Genomic DNA, 19,266 nt, shown 5'->3' with positions numbered 1-19,266 from the left:
GGTTAATAGCCGTTAGTATCATACTTCCACAATTTCACATTCGACACAGTGCCTGTCGTTACATCTCCACAAGTTATAGTCGTTGCAGTTGATTGGCTTGCCTGTATTAGCTTCGAAGAATTAGTAGAATCAGAACTATGTCCTTGATATGCTCCGATGTTAGGGGTATACAAGCATTCTTCGCTAGATTCGCAAATTCCATTTTCATTCCCAACACCATCACCGAAAATTTCTACTGCGTTACGTAGAAAAGTTGTAACGCAAAATCCAGCAGAACTAACAGAGCCTTTGTAATTTGCATCGCAAAATGCTTGGTTAGCCGCAGCCGCTGACCATTGGTGTGTATCGACTATCGTTCCGTTTGGACATGCATTCACGTTACGCGCAACGGTATCTGTTGCTTTGAGAGACCAGTCCCAGATTTGGCAGGTTCCCGATGAGCATCTGCCTGTATGATCAGTATTTGGAAAGGCACTACCTTGTCGTCCCCAACCTCGAAATCGATTTTCAAAGTTTAGCCAATCTGTAATACTTGCAAACGTAATAGAACCAGTTGCTCCATTTGCATTCTTTGAGTCAGAAGATAGTTTGCCTACGAAGGAACTTGCTAATGTAAATCCACCTTTAACTGTTTGTGGATTTATTTCACTTCCGCCAGTTTTATCACACGTAGTATTTATATACCCAGGATTTGTACTTCCTGTGGCTCCACAAGAAGCCGGAAAAACTTTAAAGATTCCATTAAATTTAGACTGTGATGTAGTATTACTTTCAGTATAACTTTCTGTCCCCGCATGGGCTGCAATTGAATTAATATACTTTGGGCTATTGGAAGCTCCAATCGTTGTTATAGCTCCGTTTCCTCCACTTCTATTGGCAGCGAGCATATTCATAGAAGTAGTAAAGTTGGAAATTTCTAAATTGAATGGTGGATCTGTAGAATTAACTGCAGAAATGTTTTGCATAAGATTATTACTAGTGTTCAATGATTTTATTGGACTGTTGAGCGTATTCATAACCAAAGAATTTTGGATAATATTATCTGCATTATTAATACTAATTCCGAATCCAGAAACATTATAAGCTTGCACATTATTAAAAATAATCTTTGAGTTGTTCGAAGCGATAAAAGTTCCACCTGTTGCGGCAAGATTTGTTCCGGATATATCAGTGAAAAAAGAAGCTGTAGCACTGCCCGAAGCAATGAATATAGTCTCAGCAGAATTCCCGAAAGCTTTAAATTTCCTGATTACATTAAATCTAGTGGCACTGCCATTAAATTCTAATACTCGATCACCATTCTGTGCACTGAAATTACCTTCAATCCAAATAAAATGATTACTGTTAACATCAATGCAATTTGTACCTCCACCAAAAGTATTTGGTTTTACAAGTCCAGGTTGAACAATGAGTGCCATTTTATTATTGCCTGATGAAAAAGAATAAGTATTATTTGTTGAAGTCGAACTGTTCACTATATAAATCGTTCTAATCACACTCAAGGTTCCACCGTCATTTGAGACAACTATCGGATTATCCCACCACTTACCCGTTGCAGTGGTTAATAAGGAATTACCGTTTGAAAGAACAGTCACAGAATTATTCCTAAAACTACCAGGCGAAGTAAAGTCAATCAAATCGGATAATCCTTTATCTCCTCGAAGTCCAGTTGAAATTACAGAAACAGAACCGTCAGTCGCAACCACACATCTCCAATTGAAAGCGGATAATGAGTCACTAGCCGTAATTCCATCACAGGAAGTAATATTTGGGATAAATATTTTTTTAAATTCTCCTGCATGAATGCATGCATTGTAAAATCCGGTTTCTGTTCCAGTGCAAGCTGTCCCAGTCGCATTCAGTGGGCTAGTTCCGTCTGATTTAACATAGTCCAGCCAATAAGATTGAGCTGTATTTCCTAATGAATAAAGAGCTGTAGCAGTAGAGGTTGCGCAAGTGATATTCGCATTCGTAACGTTAGCCGTTAGAGTTCCTGTTGCATTTGTAATTGTGCAGGCAAATCCGGTTGGATGAGACTTAACAGAAATAGAATAGGTAGCTCCCGATGCAAGTCCGCTAAAAAGAATAGTTGCCGACACTCGAGAGAGTTAAGTCATTGGTATTATTATTTTGCAAAACTAAAGTGCCTGTGGTGAATCCGGTAATTGTTCCACCTAAAGAAAATGTGGAAGTGGTAGTCCCTGTTTCAGTTCCAGTGGTAGTCGCGGTATTTGCGGTTTGGCTTCCGAAACTCGCCGCGAATCCGAAAATCAATCCTGTCGTCGGAGTAGAAATATCAAAAGGTGATTTTTTCGCTTTTAAGCAGGCTGTAAAAATAAAAATGGTTAGTAAAACAATACAAATATTTTTCATAAGAGTCGTTCCTATTTTATGTAACAAACAAGCATACTGATTTATTCTAAATGGAAAGTGAAAAAAACATAAGACAAAAAAAATATTTCGAAGTATTTCTTGGTAGATGTCTCACCTAGAATAACCTATACAAATACCACTTCCCGTTTACTTTTAAAAAGTAGGGATTGTTCATATCCTTCTCTAACTTTTTATTTTTCTTGAATCTTAGTTTTCCTTCGCAAGCGGTAGAGCTTTCAAAGAATAAATCTACTTCGACTCCGCCGGATTGTTGGAGTAGTTCTAGAACAGTGAATACGTTTTCAGATTGTTTTTGTTTTACTAATTTTTCGTGATTAAAGAAATATACTTCGAGATAGGAGTCTTCTTTTTTGATTTCTTCTAGAATACTTTCATAATCCCAGAGCCCTTTTACATCTAGGTAAGCTCCTTTTTCTTTGGAGATATTTTTTACTATATTAGATGCATTTTTTTCTTCTACTGCTGCTACTAATTTACGCATAATTTGTATTATCTGCTCGGAATCTTTTTCAGTTACTTTATTTCCATCGGTATAAGTATGCTTTAGTTCGACTGGAATTGAATCTGGCTTTGAAAGTAGAAAAACAAAAAGATTACCACCGATGAACACCGATAAAAAAACGATAAAAAACGAGTTTCTTTGTGCATTTTATTTTGTTCAGTATATTAAATCTTTTATGAGTAACGACATCCGTGCACTGTGGTGATCTTAATTCTTACTTCATTACTTTCTCTAAGAGACTTTCTAATTCTTTACCGTTGACGATTACAAGCTTACCGTCGTTAGCCTTGATTACTTTTTTGGCTCCGGGTGTGAGTTCGGCAGATCCGATAACATAACCTTTATTAGCCGCTTGCTCTGACATTGAATTCAGAAGTTCTGTTAAGAATACATCTGAGATTGTCATGTTTTTCCATTTACGAATTCTAAAAACAGCTCTATCGTCTTCTTCGCCTTTTTTGATGCAAACGAAATTAGCCCCTTCCGCTTCTAAGGCAGGTAGTTCTCGTTTTACTTTATATCCATATTCAGCTAAAATTTTAATACAGGTATTTTTAAAAATATTTCCTTTCATGGAATTAAGTTTAGAAATCTTATCTGGACTTAATTGGTTCATTTTAGAAATAATCTTTTGTCCATCCTGATTAATGATTCCGCGAATGTTTACTGTGTCTGATGATTTTAGACCAGAGATTTCAAAGTATCTTTCCTTTGAAAAAAGTCTTTCGGGAAGATCCTTTAACGTATTTTTTAAATTATAACCACGAGCTGACGTCTTACCGGGAGTAGCCGTTCCGTCTTCCAAATCTGCTTTGTATTGAGCTAAGCTAATAATGTCGTAATCATCTACTCGCTCGGCTTCTGCTTCAATTAAATATTCACTTGCTTCGTCTAAGTTATTTAGAACTATACATAGCATTGCATAATAGGCATTACACTCTGCTGTTTCTAGATGCCAGTTATTTCTTTTAGCAATATCTATGCAAGTTTTAGCATTTACCATAGCCGATACATAATCACTCATAGAAGAATTTAGAGTCATGATGAATTGGGAAATTGTAAAACGGACTAAATCATCTGCCGTCATATCAATCATTGGACTTACTATATCGTAAGCTTCTTTGAATTTACGAATCTTAGAAAGAGAGAGTGCATATAAAAAACCAGCAACGGGAGAATTTGTATCCATTCTATATGCTTTTTCAAAATACTCAAAGTCATTGTCTCTGTTGAGCATAGCGGTTACTACTCCTTTGGCGATGAAGTAAGATTGGATCTTTACTTCTTCGTCTGGGATTTGACGCATAAATTTATCAGCTATATCGAAGTCTTTTTGTCCGACCGCCATGAATGCGAGCCGAATCAATGCTTCAAGATTGACTGGATCGTAATTGAGTGAGTCGAGATAATAGAAAAAAGCCTCATCGAACATATCTTGCTGATAATAGATGTTCGCAATGCGGTTGTTGACTAGAATCGGTGGATACTCTTTTTCGTATTTGCCAATGGATTTGACTTTTTCTAAATAGCTTACTTCGTTGAGTAAATCATTTTCCATTGAATAGATTTTGGAAAATGTATAGAGTAGACGAGAATCATTTGGCTCTAAATCCAATTGTTCTCGGAGAGTTGCTTTGGCATCGATAAAATTTCCCATTGCAGCAAGGGCAAGAGCCTTTTCTACAATATTAGCTTTGGTTCCAAAGAAAATAAAATATACGACGGCTAGGATACCGAGGGCTAAAACTACAGCTACAAAAAGATAAATATTCATTTAAAGTTTTTTCCACTCATAATCACTTACTTACTTATCGGATAAAATAGATGGCTTTTACAATCCATTTTCATTTTTCCTTCCGTCGCGAACACTACCGTATATATCTATTTTAGCAAGAACTAATTTCCTGTGATTTGGTAAACTCTACACAGTTACCTTTGCCTCTGAATACATCAAAGATACTGTCAAGAATACTATCAAGTATAGTATTAAATATACTGATTTCGGCTTTATGAGTATACTTAATAGTATACCGAAGACCATTGCTGGTAGTATAGTTAGTGCATCGGGAGCTTAAAATACTGTCAGATGACATTCCTCGGAAGTAATTCTTTATGACATAAAAATATTATGTATTATTGAATATTTCTCCAATAAAAATTATGGTTTTTGCCGAAAATTTGACTAACAAGCGGGGACTTTGAAGAGATGCAAAACGTTGATTACTCTAGAAAATTAAAAAGAGAAGATAGAAGAACTCATTCTAGTGAGCCAAAAATTCCATTGGGGAAAAGTTCCCGAAGTTCTGGAAATGGTTCCATTTTAAATATACTGAATTCAAATCATCAACCTTTGTCTTTTTTATACTTATTCATTGGGGCAATTTTATTCTTCACATCCGGGCTAGTGATCGGAATGAAGATAGATCAAAAAGAATCTTACTTCATGGGAAATGAGAGCAATACATTTCGAAATGTAAACCCTTCTGAAAATGCGTTATCCGTTGAGACTCCAGACCAAACGACTGCACGGGAAAATAAATCGGAAAATTCAGATTCCGATGGATTTACAAGTGAAGTAGCTACAAACAAAGTTACAAAGACTGCTCTTCCAACAATTCACAAAGATTTAAAATTTCCTCCCAAGTTAAATCAAGTGAACTACATTATTCAAATTGGCACGTTTAGTAGGGAGGAAGCCAACAAATGGGGTGCGAGTCTAATCAAAGACCAACAAGAATTTCAAGGAAGACTCTTTCGCACTTCTAGCGGCAAATTATACTTAGGTTACTATTATAACGTTAAAGATGCAAAGGTAGTGTTGAAACAAATCAAGAAGTTCCGTGGTGGAGTTTTTGAAGAAGCGTCTATTAAGAACATTCAGTTTTAAGAAAGGAGTTCTTATTATTTTTCAGTTTGTTGATTTGATTGAGAAAAGTCTCCGTTAGTTCTTCCTTATTGTTGCAAATTGTAAAATGTTTTAAATGCAAGGCTCTTTGATGAGGGCTGTGTTTAGCTTTATTGCCTTTGAATAATTCATATTCAATCGTTTCTCCAAAGTCTATAAATTGAGAAAGTTGAGTCACAAAAACTTTCTCAGGATAAGATGGATTACCCCCATGACCAATTATAATCAGAGTTGACTTTGGACGATTTGCGATATAATTTTCATATTTAAAAAGAGGCAGACCAGTATGGGTTTTCTTTCTTAGGAAATATCCAATACTTCTCCAACTGCATTCAATGTATAGATTTATAATTTCGGTAATCTTCGACTCAATATCACTTGCTCTAGCAAGTTTTAATTTAATGGATGAATAATCTTTGATATAATTTTCTGTGCTAACATCTAACTCGGAGTTTGGGAAATGTGTTAGGTAACTTAATTTGGACAAAATATTCCCGAGATATTTTTCAAAACTTTCTCCAGAAACCAAATCATTCTTTACATAGGTCTGCCTCTTTTGAGCAAACTCGCTTGGAGATGAAGTAGGAATGGACTTATTTTTTTCTAACATGTATAATCTGACAGGAAAACTCTTTTGAAACTAGGTTCTTATTGAAGAAAAAGAGAAATGATTACGCAGTAGCGCATTTTTTTATTAGATTGTAGAATGCTATTTTGAAAAATTACAAGAATCTTTCTTTTAATTCCGGTGAAGGCATTCTACACGATTCTGTTTTACCAAACCATCTGTAGCGGTTACGAGCAATATACTCATAAATGAAATCGCGAACAGAGGTTGGAAGAATTTTTCCAATTGAGATAATTTTATATAATCCGTCGAGATGTTCTGAAATGCGAAGAGCAGCGTCTGATTTATGATAGATTATATTATTTTCAAAATAGAGAATTGAATTGAGTGAGTTTAATTCTTTGCGAATAGATTCGTTTAACGGCATTAAACCTTTAGAAGTAAAAAACAGAACTTCTTTTTGGGAATTTGAAATTAAGTTCTGTGCAAATTCGGATTGTAAGGAGGCAAATTGAAATAACTTCTTATTATCCCTGTCGATTATAAAGTTTACCGAAGCATTGCATAGATTGCATACTCCATCGAATAGAATGATTTTTCTCATACTCGGTTAGACCAATTTTGCTCCTATTGGTGGTGAATAGTAGTTCTCATTTTTTTCTTACTCGAAATCTATTTCTACTTGCATAAGTTCTCATAGTCCTTATTGTTTGTCGAATGGAAATAGAGGCTAAATTAGAAAGACCTAGTGTAGTAAATGGAACCCGTCAAATCAACAATCTGTTGATTAAAATGAAGACCCCACCAGCAGTTCACCTTCCACAACGACAACCTCTTGTGATTGGTTTAGCCATTGACAAAAGTTGGTCAATGAAAGGCGATAAGATGGAAGCTACAATCGAGGCAGCTTGCTCTCTCGTAAACTGGCTAACACGGCATGATTATCTAACTGTCATTGCCTATTCGGCAGATGTGCAAGTGGTTCAACCTCTTATCCAATTGAAAGAGAAATCAGCTGTCATTGATAAGATTCGTTCTATCCAAGTTGCCACGTCTACTAATATGAGCGGAGGTTGGCTTCAGACTTTGCGTGCTGTTGAGTCTGCTGGAATTCCAAACGCTTATAAGCGTGTGATACTACTCACTGATGGTCAGGCTACTCTTGGCATTAAAGACCCACTGCAATTCATTCAAATTGCGAATGATCACGTAACTCGCGGAGTATCTACGACTACGATTGGATTTGGAGAAGATTTTAATGAGACTTCTCTAAGAGACATTGCTGTCAATGGTGGTGGAAATTTTTATTATGTAAGTAGTCCCGAACAAACCTCGGAAATTTTCTTTCGTGAGTTTGGCGACATAGGTGCACTGTATGCACAGGCAGTTGAACTTAAACTAAAATTTGCTCCGAATGTTAAGATGCTTGAGATATACAACGATTATCCGTTTCAAGCAAATGAAGATGGAAGCATATCTATCCAGTCAGGAGATGTTAGAGCAGATGATACTCGTAATATTGTAATGTCCTTAGAGATAGATGCTGAGAAGCCAATGGATTCTTCAGACTTAGTTAATATTGATGTTTCCTTTTATAATCTTTTTGAAAAAATGCGTTTAGATAAAGCTAGTCGCTCTGTGCCTTTAGTTAAAAGCACAACCGAGTCTGAGTCAGACAAGGAAGTTGTTGTAGAACGATTGGTAACTTCATCGGCGAAAACAGTAATTAAAGCAGGTCGTCTGATAAAAGAAAATGATATCGGAATGGCTCGCACATTATTACAGGCAGCTATCGAACGAGTTGAGGATAATATAAAGTTATCTGCTGATGTATTAAGTCCTATTTTACAGCGCCTTAAAAATATTGAAGTTAAGCTGAGAGAAAATGCAGCTACTGCAAGTAAGCATTTTATGGCAGAAGGAACTGACCTATACAGTAGAATGGATATTATTGACACGGGCGGCGTTGATGTTCATGATCGAATCTTTGAATACAAAGTTATTGGCGATATAGATCTCTATAAATGTCCGGACATTAAAGCTACTGTGCAATCTCAAATGAGAGATGGATACCGCTTTGTTATTTTTGATTTGAGTGACAGTAAGTTTATCGATTCTTCTGCGATTGGGGCTTTTATCCAGATAGTTGGTTGGCTTCGAAAACGTGGTGGAGAATTCATTGTTACGAATATCGTTGATAGCGTTCGCAAAGTATTCACTATTACCCGCTTAGAAAATCACATACGTGTAGCAACTTCTATGGATGAAGCAAGAGACATTGTTGAATCAATTATCTCTGCTACATCTAGATAATTGACTTTTACTGTCACCTCGAACCGCCCCACCGTGAGAGGTCTATCTAGCTTAATACTGTTTTTATTTGCCAGATAGACCTCTCACGATAAAGCCATTCGAGGTGACAGTTAGAATTAATCCTTAATAAAATTCCTTGCGTTCTTGATTCGTTTTGCGCGAATGCGGGCGAGCTTTTGCATTTGACGTGAGTTTAATAATTCGCGAGCCTTTAGACCAAAGTCAGGAAGTTGTGACTCACTTGTAAGGTTTGCATTAGATAAATTGTTTTTTGCGAAGGAACTTTTTAGGTTCTCATCCATTTCTGAATAATACATATCCGCCTCCGTGCGTATTTGAATTATATTTGTGTGTTTTTATATATGTTATAAAGAGCAAAAGACTTTCATCCTTGAAGCGTCTATTTACCCTAATATAACTATCGAGATAAATAAAAAATACTTAAGACAAAAAAAATAATTGTACATTTTCTGTACCATTATAGAATGTACAAAAATAAAGAATTTCTGTCAGATCACATGTGTATCAAATTAGTTAATAATACAGGCAAAAAAGAAGGAAGATTCGTTTCTTACGAATATGGCACCGATTTATTCGGCTATATCTATTTAGATAAGTTCAAAGGCAAGGATAGAGGAAAGCTGGTAGATCGTTGGATTTTAAATGACTTAGGTAGTCTCGTTCGCACTCTCGACCTTGAGATTTATCGAAGGGAAGTAGAAAATTACGAGAACGTCAATGCCGCTTAATTCTTTTTAAATAAAACACTTGCCGTCTAGGCTCCTATTCGAAAGACTTTCTTGGTATCTTTATGCCTCAAGAGTATTTAAATCAACCCAAATCCGTCGGTGAATTTCTCAATAGACGAATTGCTAAACTATCAGCATTACTCAAGCAAGTTAAAAAGAAACTAAATACGCTTAGCTTACTTCGATTAGTTCTTTTCGGTTTGTTTTCTGGATCTTTGCTTTCTTATTATTTAACTCGAACGGATAATCGCCTTTATCTTCTCCCCATTTTTGTTTTCTTTGCAGTCTTTTTGTTTTTAGTATTTTACTATCGAAAGATAAATATTTTTAGATTAAGACTTCATTCCTATGAAAATTTGTTACAGAAGGAAGTTTTAAGATTTGAGTTTAAACTAGATACATTTTATGATTATGATATTGCAATCAATCGGTTTGGTTTAAAAAATCATTTTCATCGAGATATTGGGATTTCTGGCAAAACAGGATTATTCACATATCTGAACACAACAAGAACAGTTGGTGGAGAAAAACTCTTTTTAGAAAATTTGCTACGCATTAACCCGGAAACCATCGAAAAAATTCAATCTCGCCAAAATCTAGTGAAAGAGTTTTGTGCTAAGACATACTCGCCGCTAAAAATTTTACGTATTTTAGATGAGGCTCATATAGAAGAGGGTTCGGGTAAAATAAACTTAGCCCCTCTGTATCAGTATCAAAGCAAATTTTTCGAAAAGAAGAAAATACTTAGCAGATTATACAAGCCTTACATTATATTCGGATGGTTAGTTAGTTTTTATTTATTCCTTGCTGATTCTCCACCTATCAGCGCGAGTCTTTTTCTTATTAATACAATCCTATTTATTATGAATCGAAAAGAAATCAGCATTGCTTTGAAATCTTTTAAAAACATACAAGAAGAAATTCCTTCCATTAAACGAGTATCTACCTATCTTTCAGGAATTCCTATTCAATCAGAGAAAGAATCTTTTTCCTTTTCAAACTTTAGCCGAGTTGAGATAGAGATAATGTTTAAGAATTTAGATAAAATTATATCTAGAATCTCAATGCAGAATGCTCCATTCATGCATTATATATTAAATATGCTTTTTCTTTGGGATTTATGGCAATTAACCGCATTGGCAAAATGGCAAAAAGAATATCGTGAAAAAATGAAATATATTGCGGAAAGCCTTGATGTAGTTGATTCAATCTTACCCTTTGTCATTTTTAAATTTCACAATCCTGATTATATGTTTCCAGTGATTGATTCAGGTTTTGTTTCGTTGTCGGCTGAGAATATGCGTCATCCGCTAATTGAAAGAAATCAATCTGTTTCTAATCCATTAAAGAAAATTGCAACAGGTGAAAGCCTGATTATTACCGGTTCCAATATGTCAGGTAAAACAACATATCTTAGAACGATTGGGCTTAATGTTTTACTTGGTCTATGTGGTTCTGTTGTAGCAGCGGATAAGATGCAGTTTCCTCCATTAGAAATATTTTCTAGTATAAAGAATGAAGATTCATTAGAAGAAGGTATCTCTTTTTTTTATGCTGAAGTAAAACGAATTGCTTATATCTTAAATAAGACAAAAGAATCGGGCAAGTATTTAGTGTTGTTGGATGAATTACTGAAAGGCACAAATACTCGTGAGAGATTAATTGCATCGAAAGCAATTTTACAAAAATTAATGCAATCAAATTCGTTTATCTTTATAACTACGCATGATGTGGATTTAGCTATTAAAAATAAAAAGCAAAAAATTGCTCATTTCACGGAAACTGTAAAGGAAAATAGAATGAGCTTTGATTATAAAATAAAAGATGGCGTAATCAAATCTACAAATGCTTTAAGAATTTTAAAAATTGAAAATTTAGATTTAGATTTTTAAAATACTAATTCTTTAACAGACACGCAAGAGTTTAAAGTCTGTCTTTACTTCCTTCAGATTAGCATAGATGCACTAATTTGATTTCTAGAAAAATAATTCAGGAATTAAATTACATTTGACATTTCATTGGATTATCTAGGAATATTGTCTTTAGATTCAATTTTTATGGCAGCCAAAAAATCAAAGACTATCGTTTCAATTAGTTCAAATAAGCAGGACTGGACATTTCTCAGTAACCACGCACATGTTCTAATTTGTCTCTATAGAGATCCAACTATTCGTTTGAGAGATTTGGCGTTTAATGTGGGTATTACAGAAAGAGCAGTCATCAGTATTATTGAAGATTTGGAAACTGTCGGAATCATCGTTCGCACAAAAGAAGGCAGACGAAATAAATACAAAATCCACGAATCCATCTCTCTTCGTCATCCGCTAGAGTCCCATAAAACAATTGGTGACTTGCTAAAACTTCTAAAATAAGCATATTCTCGTAACCCTCACCAAATTTCTTAGAATCTTTCCCTTTTATTCGTGTTTTCTTTATCTTTAAAGTAATAATTGATTTAGTTTAATTTTTTCATTTCATATTAAATGAGCATTTTAATACATGAAATATTATTCATGTATTAAAATGCTTGTTAAAAAATATACATAAAATATCATTGTATTTATCTGTTTAATTAAGGAGTTTAAAAATGAGAAAACTTACATGCCTATTGTTTCTAATGAGCATTTTACAGAGTTTAAATGCACAAGTAAATTCAGACGATGCCCTGAAAAAGTTAACTGAAGGGAATAAAAGATTTGTCGCAGGTAAATCGATTCGACCAAACCAAACACCTGAGAAGATTAAAGAACTTGCGGCTGGTCAAAAACCCTTTGCAGTCATTGTTGGATGTTCTGACTCTCGTGTTCCAAATGAAATTGTTTTCGATCAAGGACTTGGTGATTTATTCATTGTAAGAACTGCTGGTCAAGTATCTAGCTATGCATCATGGGGAAGTATGGAATTTGCGACAACGGCTTTAGGTGCAAAACTCATTGTAGTGTTGGGACATACAAAATGTGGTGCAGTATCTGCTGCCTGTGTAGTGCCAGATGTGCCAGGACATATTGTAACTCTTATTAATGCAATTAAACCTGCTGCTGAAATTGCAAGGGATATGGAAGGTGACTTAGTTGACAATGCAGTCCGAGTAAACGTCGCAAAGCAAGTAGAACAGTTAAAAGGACTTGAGCCTGTTCTTTCTAAAAAAACTAAATCGGGAGAAATTAAAATTGTTGGTGCAGTGTATCATCTTGAGACCGGCAAAGTGGAATTACTCCCTGAAAATTATTTGAATAAAATTTCAAAGGAGAAGAAGTAATGGAATTATTTAACTCACTTGCTGCAAAATTACTATCACCGATGGTGTTAGCCTTTGCTCTCGGAATTTTTGCGACACTAATAAAGAGCGATCTGAAATTTCCTGAAGGACTCTATATAGGTCTTACGATTTATTTACTATTTGCAATTGGTTTAAAAGGAGGAGTAAAACTTTCCGCCACTCCATTGAATGAATTCTATAAGCCTGCCCTTGGTGCCATTTTAATGTGTAGTTTAATACCGATTTGGTCCTACTTCATATTAAATAAGATAGGTAAATTCAGTGTAACCAATGCTGCTGCCATTGCTGCTCATTATGGTTCCGTTTCTGCTGTAACATTCAGTGAAAGCCTTTCTTATATGGAGACAATGGGTGTTAGCTTCGAAGGTTTTATGCCAACTATGCTTGCGATCATGGAAGTTCCAGCAATCTTAATTGCTATATTTATCGCAAGAACTCAATCTAAAGAAGAAAGCACATCTTCTTGGGGAAAATTATTTCATGAGTTATTTGCCGGCAGAGGAACTGTTTTATTAATAGGTGGACTCGTCATTGGATTTCTTTCTGGCAAGAAGGGTTTCGAGCAAGTAGCCCCACTTTTTGACACACCCTTCAAAGGAGTATTAGCATTATTCCTTTTGGAAGTAGGACTTGTTACAGGAAGAAAACTAGGTGACTTAGTAAAAGCGGGACCTTTTTTAATTGGCTTTGGACTCATCATGCCAATTGTTCATGCTTGCATCGGAATCTATTTAGGTAAGGCACTTGGATTATCTCTTGGAGGATCTACGATATTTGGAGTATTGTGTGCGAGTGCTTCCTATATTGCTGCACCCGCAGCGATTCGAATTGCACTGCCGGAAGCAAGCCCGACATATTACCTAACGTCAGCTCTTGCTATAACGTTCCCATTTAATATTGTGCTTGGACTTCCGCTTTACCTTTCGATTGCTAAATTTATATTTGGAGTAAACTCATGAATCTACATACGATACAACTAATAACGATTATCTCCGTTGATGTGCTTGAAGCAAGATTGATTGGAGATATTAAAGCACTTGGTGTAAAAGGTTACACTGTTAGTGAAGCCCACGGAGAAGGACTTAGTCTGCGAAGAGATGATAATTGGGAGGGAAGAAATATACGAATTGAAATCCTCGCAAGTCTTGAGCTTACAGAAAAAATATTCAGCTTATTGCAAAAAGAATATTTCCCAAAGTATAAAATGATTGCCTTTAGCCATGAAGTAAACGTGTTAAGGAAAGAAAAATTTCAATAGTCTGCAATTCAGCGGCTACTCAGTATTTGTCTTAATTACTCACCTTACTCAAGGTGAGTTACCAGCGTGCCCAGCGCTGAATGTGGGGGTTACACCGATGGGTTCGTCCCCCCATCACTTAGTCGCGCACCAGCAGCAGCCGAGCTATCGCGGGCTATTGATTATACTAAGTAGCTTTATTTTTTTAGCCTAGCTTCTTCTAAGTCCAAGTCCCTTTCTATTTTACGAAGTGACTCATCGTTAATAACTCCTTCCCTTCTGAGTTGAATCACCATGCTTCGCTCAGCCGCAATCACTGCTTTTTGAATTTGCAAATATCTATCAGGAAGAAAAACATTGCTGGTTGTGGTTTTGTCTAAATGGTGATACTCAATTTTAATCTGCCTGATTCTTGCTTTATGCTTTGCTTTGAGCCAGTTAATCATGTCAACAGAGACATCCCCCTCCAATTCTACTTCATTCAAGTAATCAAGTGCCGCTTGAGCCGCAAGAAGTCGCGCGTGTATTTCCTCTTCCTCTATACTCGTATCACCTTTGACTTTTAAAATTTTTATTATGAATGGAAGTGCAAGTCCTTGGAATACGAGTGTAATAAAAATTACACAGCAAGTGATAAATAAGATTAAACTTCTATAAGGAAAAATTTCTTGGTTTGCGAGTGTTAGCGGCAAAGCCATAGCAGCCGCAAGAGATACAACACCTCTCATTCCTGTCCAGGCAACAATGAAAACTTCTTTCCATTGCCAAGAGGTTTTTCTTGTTTTTTGTGGATTTAGTTTGTGTGCAATTCTGAAAGATAGGTAGCTAACAGGTATTACCCATAAAATTCTTATCAGAATTACAATAATGCTGATTCCTACACCATAGAAAATTAATTTTCCGAAAGAAACACCAGGAATTTTTTCCATAATAGTAGGTAATTGAAGTCCTATCAAAAGGAATATGAATCCGTTTAATAGAAAAATGATAATGTCCCATGTGGCTACTGCTTGTAGTCTGGTCTGTGGGGAAAAAAGCTCCGGAGATCTCCAAGTTAAAAAGAGTCCTGTTGTTACAACCGCGAGAACTCCTGATACGTGGATGTTCTCAGCGGTTAAATAGACGATGAATGGAGTTAGTATTGTAATGGCTGTTTCAATAGCCGGATTATTGAATAACCATTTATGAAGTCGAGATACTAAAAATCCAAATAGAAAACCAATGAAGATACCTCCCAAAGAGACTAGAAAAAAACTGCTAGTAGCATTGATGAATGAAAAGCTTCCTGTAACAACAGATGCGACTGCGAAACGATAGGCGACAAGTCCGATTGCATCGTTGATGAGACTTTCTCCTTCTAGAATTGTTATCACTTTCTTGGGCAAATTGAGTCCGAGGGTAATAGAAGTAGCCGCTACAGCGTCCGGTGGCGAAACAATAGCTCCAATTACGAAGCTAAGGGTAGCGAAATTCCATCTATGAGCCAATAGGCTGTATATCCAATGACAGTCGTAGTCGCAAGAGTCAATCCAATCGCCAACAGGCTAATTGGTCTAAGCTCCTCTTTAAAATCTCGCCAAGATGTATACCAAGCGGCTGAATATAGAATAGGTGGAAGGAAAACAAGAAAAACAATATCTGGATTTAATTCATAGTTGGGCAAGAATGGAATGAATCCAATCAATGCTCCTACTAAAACTAAAAGAATTGGGTAGGGAATTTTTACCTTTCCAGCTATAGCTGCAAGGGCGGTAACAACAACTAATAGTCCGAATACGATTTCAATTTCTTTCATTTAAAAACCACTTTTTAATTTTTGTTGGTTGCGAATTCCTTTTGATCTAAGAATGGAAACTACGTTGGAAGCTAACGAAGGAAACATACTTGCTAGCTTAGCCTGAATTCCTCTGAATTTAGTAACAGTGATTTCCATTTTTTTATTTCCGATAGTATCAATTACAATATCTGCAATATCGGCAGCGGATAATGGCTTTGATCCGCTAAAGGTTATCGCAGCTTCTTCATAATCCTTTTGCAAATCAAACATTGGGGTTGCAACTGCATCTGGGCTAATGCAGGTTACGTTCACATTGTATTGCTCCAGTTCCATTGCAAGGGCGAGTGTAAATCCTCTGATTGCAAATTTAGAAGCCGAGTAAAGAGCTATTCCGGGGATAGGAGAAATCCCGGCAAGAGAGGCAATGTTAATAATATGTCCACTTCTTTTTTCTACAAAGTATTTGGCAGCAGCTTGGGAGCCAATCATGACGCCTTTCGTATTCACATCAATATGAAAATCAATATCTGCTGAAGTTGAATGAATAATATAACCGGGTAGTATTACTCCGGCGGAATTGATTAAGCAATAGAATGGGGCGGGTTGTGATTTTGCTTTTTCAATGATTTTTTCCCAGAGTTCTGGCTTTCGCACGTCCAAAATTTCTGTAATTAGTTTTTCTTTGTAGTGAGAGAATTCTCTTTTTAATTCCTCCAAAGACTTAGCATTAATGTCAGTTGCAATTACAAATGCCCCTTCGCTTAAAAGTCCTCGAACAATTTCGATTCCTATCCCGCCAGATGCTCCAGTCACTATAAATGTTTTACTCATATCTTCCTCCAGAAATATTTTAGTAGCTATTCCTGTAATCTTGTCACCGAAAATAAGTTAAATGGACTACAAATAGGAATTCTTTTACAAAACTTATGATATATATCTTACTGAAATAAAATTTTTTTCTTTCATAAGATTATGCCAATATTATCGTTAATTCAGACTGAAAAACTTTTCTTTTTAAAGAAAGTAAAAAAAGGAATCACTTTGAAAATACTACATACTACGGCAGAATTTTTTCCCTACATTAAAGCGGGAGGGCTATCAGATATGCTTTCTTCCCTGAGTGAATTTCAATCTGGTGAAGGAGGTTCCCATGAAGTATTTGTTGCATTGCCAATTATACAAAAAATGAATCAGCAACCAAATTTCACGGGAAGAGAATTTGCTTGTATTGATGATTCTATTGCATACCATTCGGATGCGTGCAAAATTTTAAAAAACTCTAAATTTAAAGAAGCAATTGATGGCTCTCGTAAGTTATATTTTTTTGACTCACCAATTTTTCGTGATCTACCAGGAATTTATGCAAACGCGAATGAGCACTTTAACTTTGCTGTTTTTTCTTATGCTTGTTATCACTTAGCGTTAGAATTGGATGTTGACTTGGTTCACTCGCATGACTGGCATACAGCAATAGTGACTATTCTTTGTAATACACAAAGCAAAAAAAAACCAACCTGTTTTACGATTCATAACCTTGCCTACCAAGGCGATCATCCTACCGAAATGTGTAGATTCTTGCGAATAGATCCATTTTATTTAGATATAAAAGTATTTGACCATTTACATAAAGCGAATTTTATGAAAGCGGCACTGACTCTTGCACAGGAGATAACGACTGTTAGTCAAGGATACCGAGATGAAATTCTTCATGAACCAATGGGACAGTCCCTTTCTTGGCTAATGAATGGCAGACAGGATTCTCTTACTGGAATATTAAATGGAATCAATGAAAAAGAATGGAATCCAGAACTCGATAAGAAAATTTACAAAAATTATACCCTTGCAACCATTGAAAAAGGAAAGCTTGCAAACAAACTAGCGCTCTATCAGGAATATGGATTGCATGTAGATTTACATAGACCCTTGATTGGTTTAATCGGGCGACTAACGCACCAGAAGGGATTTGATACTTTTTTAAATTCTTTTTATCAAAAATGGAAAATGCCTTTCTATTACTTTGTGCTAGGAAGTGGCGACAAACAAATAGAAGGCGCACTGTTTCATGAGTCCCATCATTCGAACGGTAGAATTTTTTTCTATAAAGGCTTTGATGAGTCGCTCGCGAGAAGAATTGAAGCTGCTTCTGATTTCTTTTTAATGCCTTCCTTATTTGAGCCATGCGGGCTTAACCAAATGTATAGCCATGCTTATGGAACAATTCCAATTGTTTCGAGAGTTGGAGGATTAAAGGATTCAGTCCAAGAATCTTGGGATAGGAAACAATCGAATGGATTAGTATTCGAAGCTGGAGTGGAGCATTCTTTAAATTATGCGCTTGATCGTGCATTATCCCTTTATTATAATAAAATTGAATTGAGCGAAAAAAGAGAGAGGATAATGAAATTGGATTGGAGTTGGAAGAAAGGAAGTTCTGAGTATACACGTTTATACAATCGCGCGATAGCCAAGATAAAAGGATAATCGCATTATGCGTAAAGAGATATTTCTGCTTGTTGTAGCTCTGATTGTAACTACCGCAAGTCTAGGAGGTGAATCAAAGAGAAAAGATTCTCTCAAGAACAGAAAAAATCTTTTGAGTGAAATTAGGGTAGAGAAAAATAAAACTTTCTATCTAAATCAATCCATAAGCGCAACTGAATATGAGCAAATAAAGAAAAAAGAAACGAGTGATTTTAAAGCAGATTTGAAATCACTCTATAAATTAGAATTCAAGGTGCGTTATACGAAATATTATAACATCGCGTATATGTGCACGGAAAAAGAAATGGATGTCATCGAAGAGAAGCTTAAAATTTTTTATAACGATACGTATTCCCGTTATTTTATTTATGAGCCGAGATTTACACTTCGAATTATTTTCTTTAAGAATAAGAGTCAGTTTATCAAACAAATGGGATATACTACTTACGGCGTTTATTATCCCGAATCCCCTGACTATTATACTAATACGGAAAGGACTCTTTATACTTACTACAACTCAGGACCCGGAACACTATGGCATGAAATGGTTCATTCCTTCATTGATTTGAATACGGACAGTGATGTGCAACAGTGGTTTAATGAAGGCTTTGCCTCCTTTTATGAAATGGGATCTACTCGAAATGGAAAGTTCATTGAAGGGTATACAAATTGGAGATTGCCGGAGTTACAGGATGTTATCCACAAAAAACAATTGACTCCTCTTAAGAAATTTTTACTAAGTGATGAAATGCGTGAGGATTACGGCTATTCTGCGGCTCGTTTTTTATTTTGTTATCTATGGGTTGAAAATAAAATCATTCCATTTGTCAAATCCTATGTGTATGAATTATCTCCAAACTACCAAGGCAAAGAATTGGGACAAAAGGCAATTCAAAAAATAGAAGAGCTTACCGGCAAATCTATCGATCAAATTGAAACAGAGTATATCGCTCTTGCATTAAAATCAAAGAACACGCAAAAACTAAATCAAAAAAAATGAGGCAACAATGAATTTACCGAAGGGAAATAAAATATCTCTATTTATTGGGGTGGCGATTGG

The 19,266-nt window shown here is 35.8% G+C and carries 20 protein-coding genes; 10 read left to right on the top strand and 10 right to left on the bottom strand.

Annotated features, from left to right (window positions below; translation table 11 throughout):
• Window positions 1–2 precede the first annotated feature (2 nt).
• From IPH52_01725 to IPH52_01710, 4 genes are all read right to left on the bottom strand, one after another.
• Window positions 3–2,099 (bottom strand): hypothetical protein, encoded by a 2,097-nt coding sequence (locus tag IPH52_01725; protein ID MBK7053761.1) that lies wholly within the window; start codon window positions 2,097–2,099, stop codon window positions 3–5.
• Window positions 2,077–2,373 carry a hypothetical protein gene (locus IPH52_01720; GenBank protein ID MBK7053760.1) on the bottom strand — a complete coding sequence of 99 codons (297 nt, stop codon included), beginning with the start codon at window positions 2,371–2,373 and terminating at the stop codon, window positions 2,077–2,079. The genes IPH52_01725 and IPH52_01720 overlap by 23 nt, the downstream gene beginning before the upstream one ends.
• A gap of 115 nt (window positions 2,374–2,488) precedes the next feature.
• Complete coding sequence (locus tag IPH52_01715) at window positions 2,489–3,004, bottom strand: hypothetical protein (protein MBK7053759.1); 516 nt, start codon at window positions 3,002–3,004, stop codon at window positions 2,489–2,491.
• Between the two features lie 106 nt (window positions 3,005–3,110).
• Window positions 3,111–4,670 carry a restriction endonuclease gene (locus IPH52_01710; protein MBK7053758.1) on the bottom strand — a complete coding sequence of 520 codons (1,560 nt, stop codon included), beginning with the start codon at window positions 4,668–4,670 and terminating at the stop codon, window positions 3,111–3,113.
• A 432-nt stretch (window positions 4,671–5,102) separates the two neighbouring features.
• Between IPH52_01710 and IPH52_01705 the strand changes: the two genes are divergently transcribed.
• Window positions 5,103–5,783, top strand: a complete 681-nt coding sequence (locus IPH52_01705; GenBank protein MBK7053757.1) for an SPOR domain-containing protein — start codon at window positions 5,103–5,105, stop codon at window positions 5,781–5,783.
• On the opposite strand, the gene IPH52_01700 is transcribed toward IPH52_01705, so the two are convergent.
• Both IPH52_01700 and IPH52_01695 read right to left on the bottom strand, forming a co-directional pair.
• Window positions 5,764–6,411 carry a hypothetical protein gene (locus IPH52_01700; GenBank protein MBK7053756.1) on the bottom strand — a complete coding sequence of 216 codons (648 nt, stop codon included), beginning with the start codon at window positions 6,409–6,411 and terminating at the stop codon, window positions 5,764–5,766. The two genes, IPH52_01705 and IPH52_01700, sit on opposite strands and share 20 nt — an antisense overlap.
• A 112-nt stretch (window positions 6,412–6,523) precedes the next feature.
• Entirely contained in the window at window positions 6,524–6,973 is a 450-nt protein-coding gene (locus IPH52_01695) for a DUF393 domain-containing protein (protein ID MBK7053755.1), read from the bottom strand.
• 113 nt (window positions 6,974–7,086) lie between these two features.
• On the opposite strand from IPH52_01695, the gene IPH52_01690 reads away from it, so the two are divergent.
• Window positions 7,087–8,682: an anti-sigma factor antagonist gene (locus IPH52_01690; GenBank protein MBK7053754.1), complete on the top strand. Its 1,596-nt coding sequence runs from the start codon at window positions 7,087–7,089 to the stop codon at window positions 8,680–8,682.
• A 116-nt stretch (window positions 8,683–8,798) separates the two neighbouring features.
• Here IPH52_01690 and IPH52_01685 read toward each other — a convergent pair whose 3' ends face one another.
• The gene (locus tag IPH52_01685; GenBank protein MBK7053753.1) at window positions 8,799–8,999 is read right to left on the bottom strand and encodes a hypothetical protein; all 201 of its coding nucleotides are present in this window, start codon (window positions 8,997–8,999) and stop codon (window positions 8,799–8,801) included.
• 201 nt (window positions 9,000–9,200) lie between these two features.
• Between IPH52_01685 and IPH52_01680 the strand changes: the two genes are divergently transcribed.
• The 6 genes from IPH52_01680 (at window position 9,201) to IPH52_01655 (ending at window position 13,969) form a co-directional block, all read left to right on the top strand.
• A complete protein-coding gene (locus IPH52_01680) occupies window positions 9,201–9,431 on the top strand; it encodes a hypothetical protein (protein MBK7053752.1) in 231 nt (76 codons plus the stop codon).
• 62 nt (window positions 9,432–9,493) lie between these two features.
• On the top strand, window positions 9,494–11,323 hold the full coding sequence (locus IPH52_01675) for a hypothetical protein (GenBank protein MBK7053751.1): 1,830 nt from the start codon (window positions 9,494–9,496) through the stop codon (window positions 11,321–11,323).
• 165 nt (window positions 11,324–11,488) lie between these two features.
• Entirely contained in the window at window positions 11,489–11,803 is a 315-nt protein-coding gene (locus IPH52_01670; protein ID MBK7053750.1) for a MarR family transcriptional regulator, read from the top strand.
• 215 nt (window positions 11,804–12,018) lie between these two features.
• A complete protein-coding gene (locus IPH52_01665) occupies window positions 12,019–12,690 on the top strand; it encodes a carbonic anhydrase (GenBank protein MBK7053749.1) in 672 nt (223 codons plus the stop codon).
• Window positions 12,690–13,670, top strand: coding sequence for a sodium-dependent bicarbonate transport family permease (locus IPH52_01660; protein ID MBK7053748.1), 981 nt, complete (start codon window positions 12,690–12,692; stop codon window positions 13,668–13,670). Before IPH52_01665 ends, IPH52_01660 begins: the two co-directional genes overlap by 1 nt.
• On the top strand, window positions 13,667–13,969 hold the full coding sequence (locus IPH52_01655; protein MBK7053747.1) for a hypothetical protein: 303 nt from the start codon (window positions 13,667–13,669) through the stop codon (window positions 13,967–13,969). Before IPH52_01660 ends, IPH52_01655 begins: the two co-directional genes overlap by 4 nt.
• 176 nt (window positions 13,970–14,145) lie before the next feature.
• Here IPH52_01655 and IPH52_01650 read toward each other — a convergent pair whose 3' ends face one another.
• The 3 genes from IPH52_01650 to IPH52_01640 are packed head-to-tail and all read right to left on the bottom strand — an operon-like array spanning window position 14,146 to window position 16,556.
• Window positions 14,146–15,435, bottom strand: a complete 1,290-nt coding sequence (locus IPH52_01650) for a Na+/H+ antiporter (protein ID MBK7053746.1) — start codon at window positions 15,433–15,435, stop codon at window positions 14,146–14,148.
• The gene (locus IPH52_01645; protein ID MBK7053745.1) at window positions 15,396–15,743 is read right to left on the bottom strand and encodes a cation:proton antiporter; all 348 of its coding nucleotides are present in this window, start codon (window positions 15,741–15,743) and stop codon (window positions 15,396–15,398) included. The genes IPH52_01650 and IPH52_01645 overlap by 40 nt, the downstream gene beginning before the upstream one ends.
• Window positions 15,744–16,556: an SDR family oxidoreductase gene (locus IPH52_01640; protein ID MBK7053744.1), complete on the bottom strand. Its 813-nt coding sequence runs from the start codon at window positions 16,554–16,556 to the stop codon at window positions 15,744–15,746.
• A 210-nt stretch (window positions 16,557–16,766) separates the two neighbouring features.
• Here IPH52_01640 and IPH52_01635 point away from each other — a divergent pair, with 210 nt between their 5' ends.
• A complete protein-coding gene (locus tag IPH52_01635) occupies window positions 16,767–18,206 on the top strand; it encodes a glycogen synthase (protein MBK7053743.1) in 1,440 nt (479 codons plus the stop codon).
• A gap of 7 nt (window positions 18,207–18,213) precedes the next feature.
• Window positions 18,214–19,206 carry a hypothetical protein gene (locus tag IPH52_01630; GenBank protein MBK7053742.1) on the top strand — a complete coding sequence of 331 codons (993 nt, stop codon included), beginning with the start codon at window positions 18,214–18,216 and terminating at the stop codon, window positions 19,204–19,206.
• The last annotated feature ends 60 nt before the right edge of the window (window positions 19,207–19,266 follow it).

This window comes from Leptospiraceae bacterium (assembly GCA_016708435.1).
Classification (GTDB): Bacteria; Spirochaetota; Leptospiria; order Leptospirales; family Leptospiraceae; genus UBA2033.
Note: the sequence above shows the minus strand (reverse complement) of the source record. Positions and strands in the feature narration are given on the sequence as shown.

What these genes read in the sequence shown, in the direction of transcription:
- IPH52_01655 (MBK7053747.1), top strand. Translation starts at nt 13,667, where the DNA reads ATGAATCTACATACGATACAACTAATAACGATTATCTCCGTTGATGTG.
- IPH52_01640 (MBK7053744.1), bottom strand. Translation starts at nt 16,556, where the DNA reads ATGAGTAAAACATTTATAGTGACTGGAGCATCTGGCGGGATAGGAATC.
- IPH52_01705 (MBK7053757.1), top strand. Translation starts at nt 5,103, where the DNA reads ATGCAAAACGTTGATTACTCTAGAAAATTAAAAAGAGAAGATAGAAGA.
- IPH52_01675 (MBK7053751.1), top strand. Translation starts at nt 9,494, where the DNA reads ATGCCTCAAGAGTATTTAAATCAACCCAAATCCGTCGGTGAATTTCTC.
- IPH52_01660 (MBK7053748.1), top strand. Translation starts at nt 12,690, where the DNA reads ATGGAATTATTTAACTCACTTGCTGCAAAATTACTATCACCGATGGTG.
- IPH52_01690 (MBK7053754.1), top strand. Translation starts at nt 7,087, where the DNA reads ATGGAAATAGAGGCTAAATTAGAAAGACCTAGTGTAGTAAATGGAACC.
- IPH52_01700 (MBK7053756.1), bottom strand. Translation starts at nt 6,411, where the DNA reads ATGTTAGAAAAAAATAAGTCCATTCCTACTTCATCTCCAAGCGAGTTT.
- IPH52_01665 (MBK7053749.1), top strand. Translation starts at nt 12,019, where the DNA reads ATGAGAAAACTTACATGCCTATTGTTTCTAATGAGCATTTTACAGAGT.
- IPH52_01680 (MBK7053752.1), top strand. Translation starts at nt 9,201, where the DNA reads ATGTGTATCAAATTAGTTAATAATACAGGCAAAAAAGAAGGAAGATTC.
- IPH52_01645 (MBK7053745.1), bottom strand. Translation starts at nt 15,743, where the DNA reads ATGAAAGAAATTGAAATCGTATTCGGACTATTAGTTGTTGTTACCGCC.
- IPH52_01685 (MBK7053753.1), bottom strand. Translation starts at nt 8,999, where the DNA reads ATGTATTATTCAGAAATGGATGAGAACCTAAAAAGTTCCTTCGCAAAA.
- IPH52_01710 (MBK7053758.1), bottom strand. Translation starts at nt 4,670, where the DNA reads ATGAATATTTATCTTTTTGTAGCTGTAGTTTTAGCCCTCGGTATCCTA.
- IPH52_01670 (MBK7053750.1), top strand. Translation starts at nt 11,489, where the DNA reads ATGGCAGCCAAAAAATCAAAGACTATCGTTTCAATTAGTTCAAATAAG.
- IPH52_01695 (MBK7053755.1), bottom strand. Translation starts at nt 6,973, where the DNA reads ATGAGAAAAATCATTCTATTCGATGGAGTATGCAATCTATGCAATGCT.
- IPH52_01720 (MBK7053760.1), bottom strand. Translation starts at nt 2,373, where the DNA reads ATGAAAAATATTTGTATTGTTTTACTAACCATTTTTATTTTTACAGCC.
- IPH52_01630 (MBK7053742.1), top strand. Translation starts at nt 18,214, where the DNA reads ATGCGTAAAGAGATATTTCTGCTTGTTGTAGCTCTGATTGTAACTACC.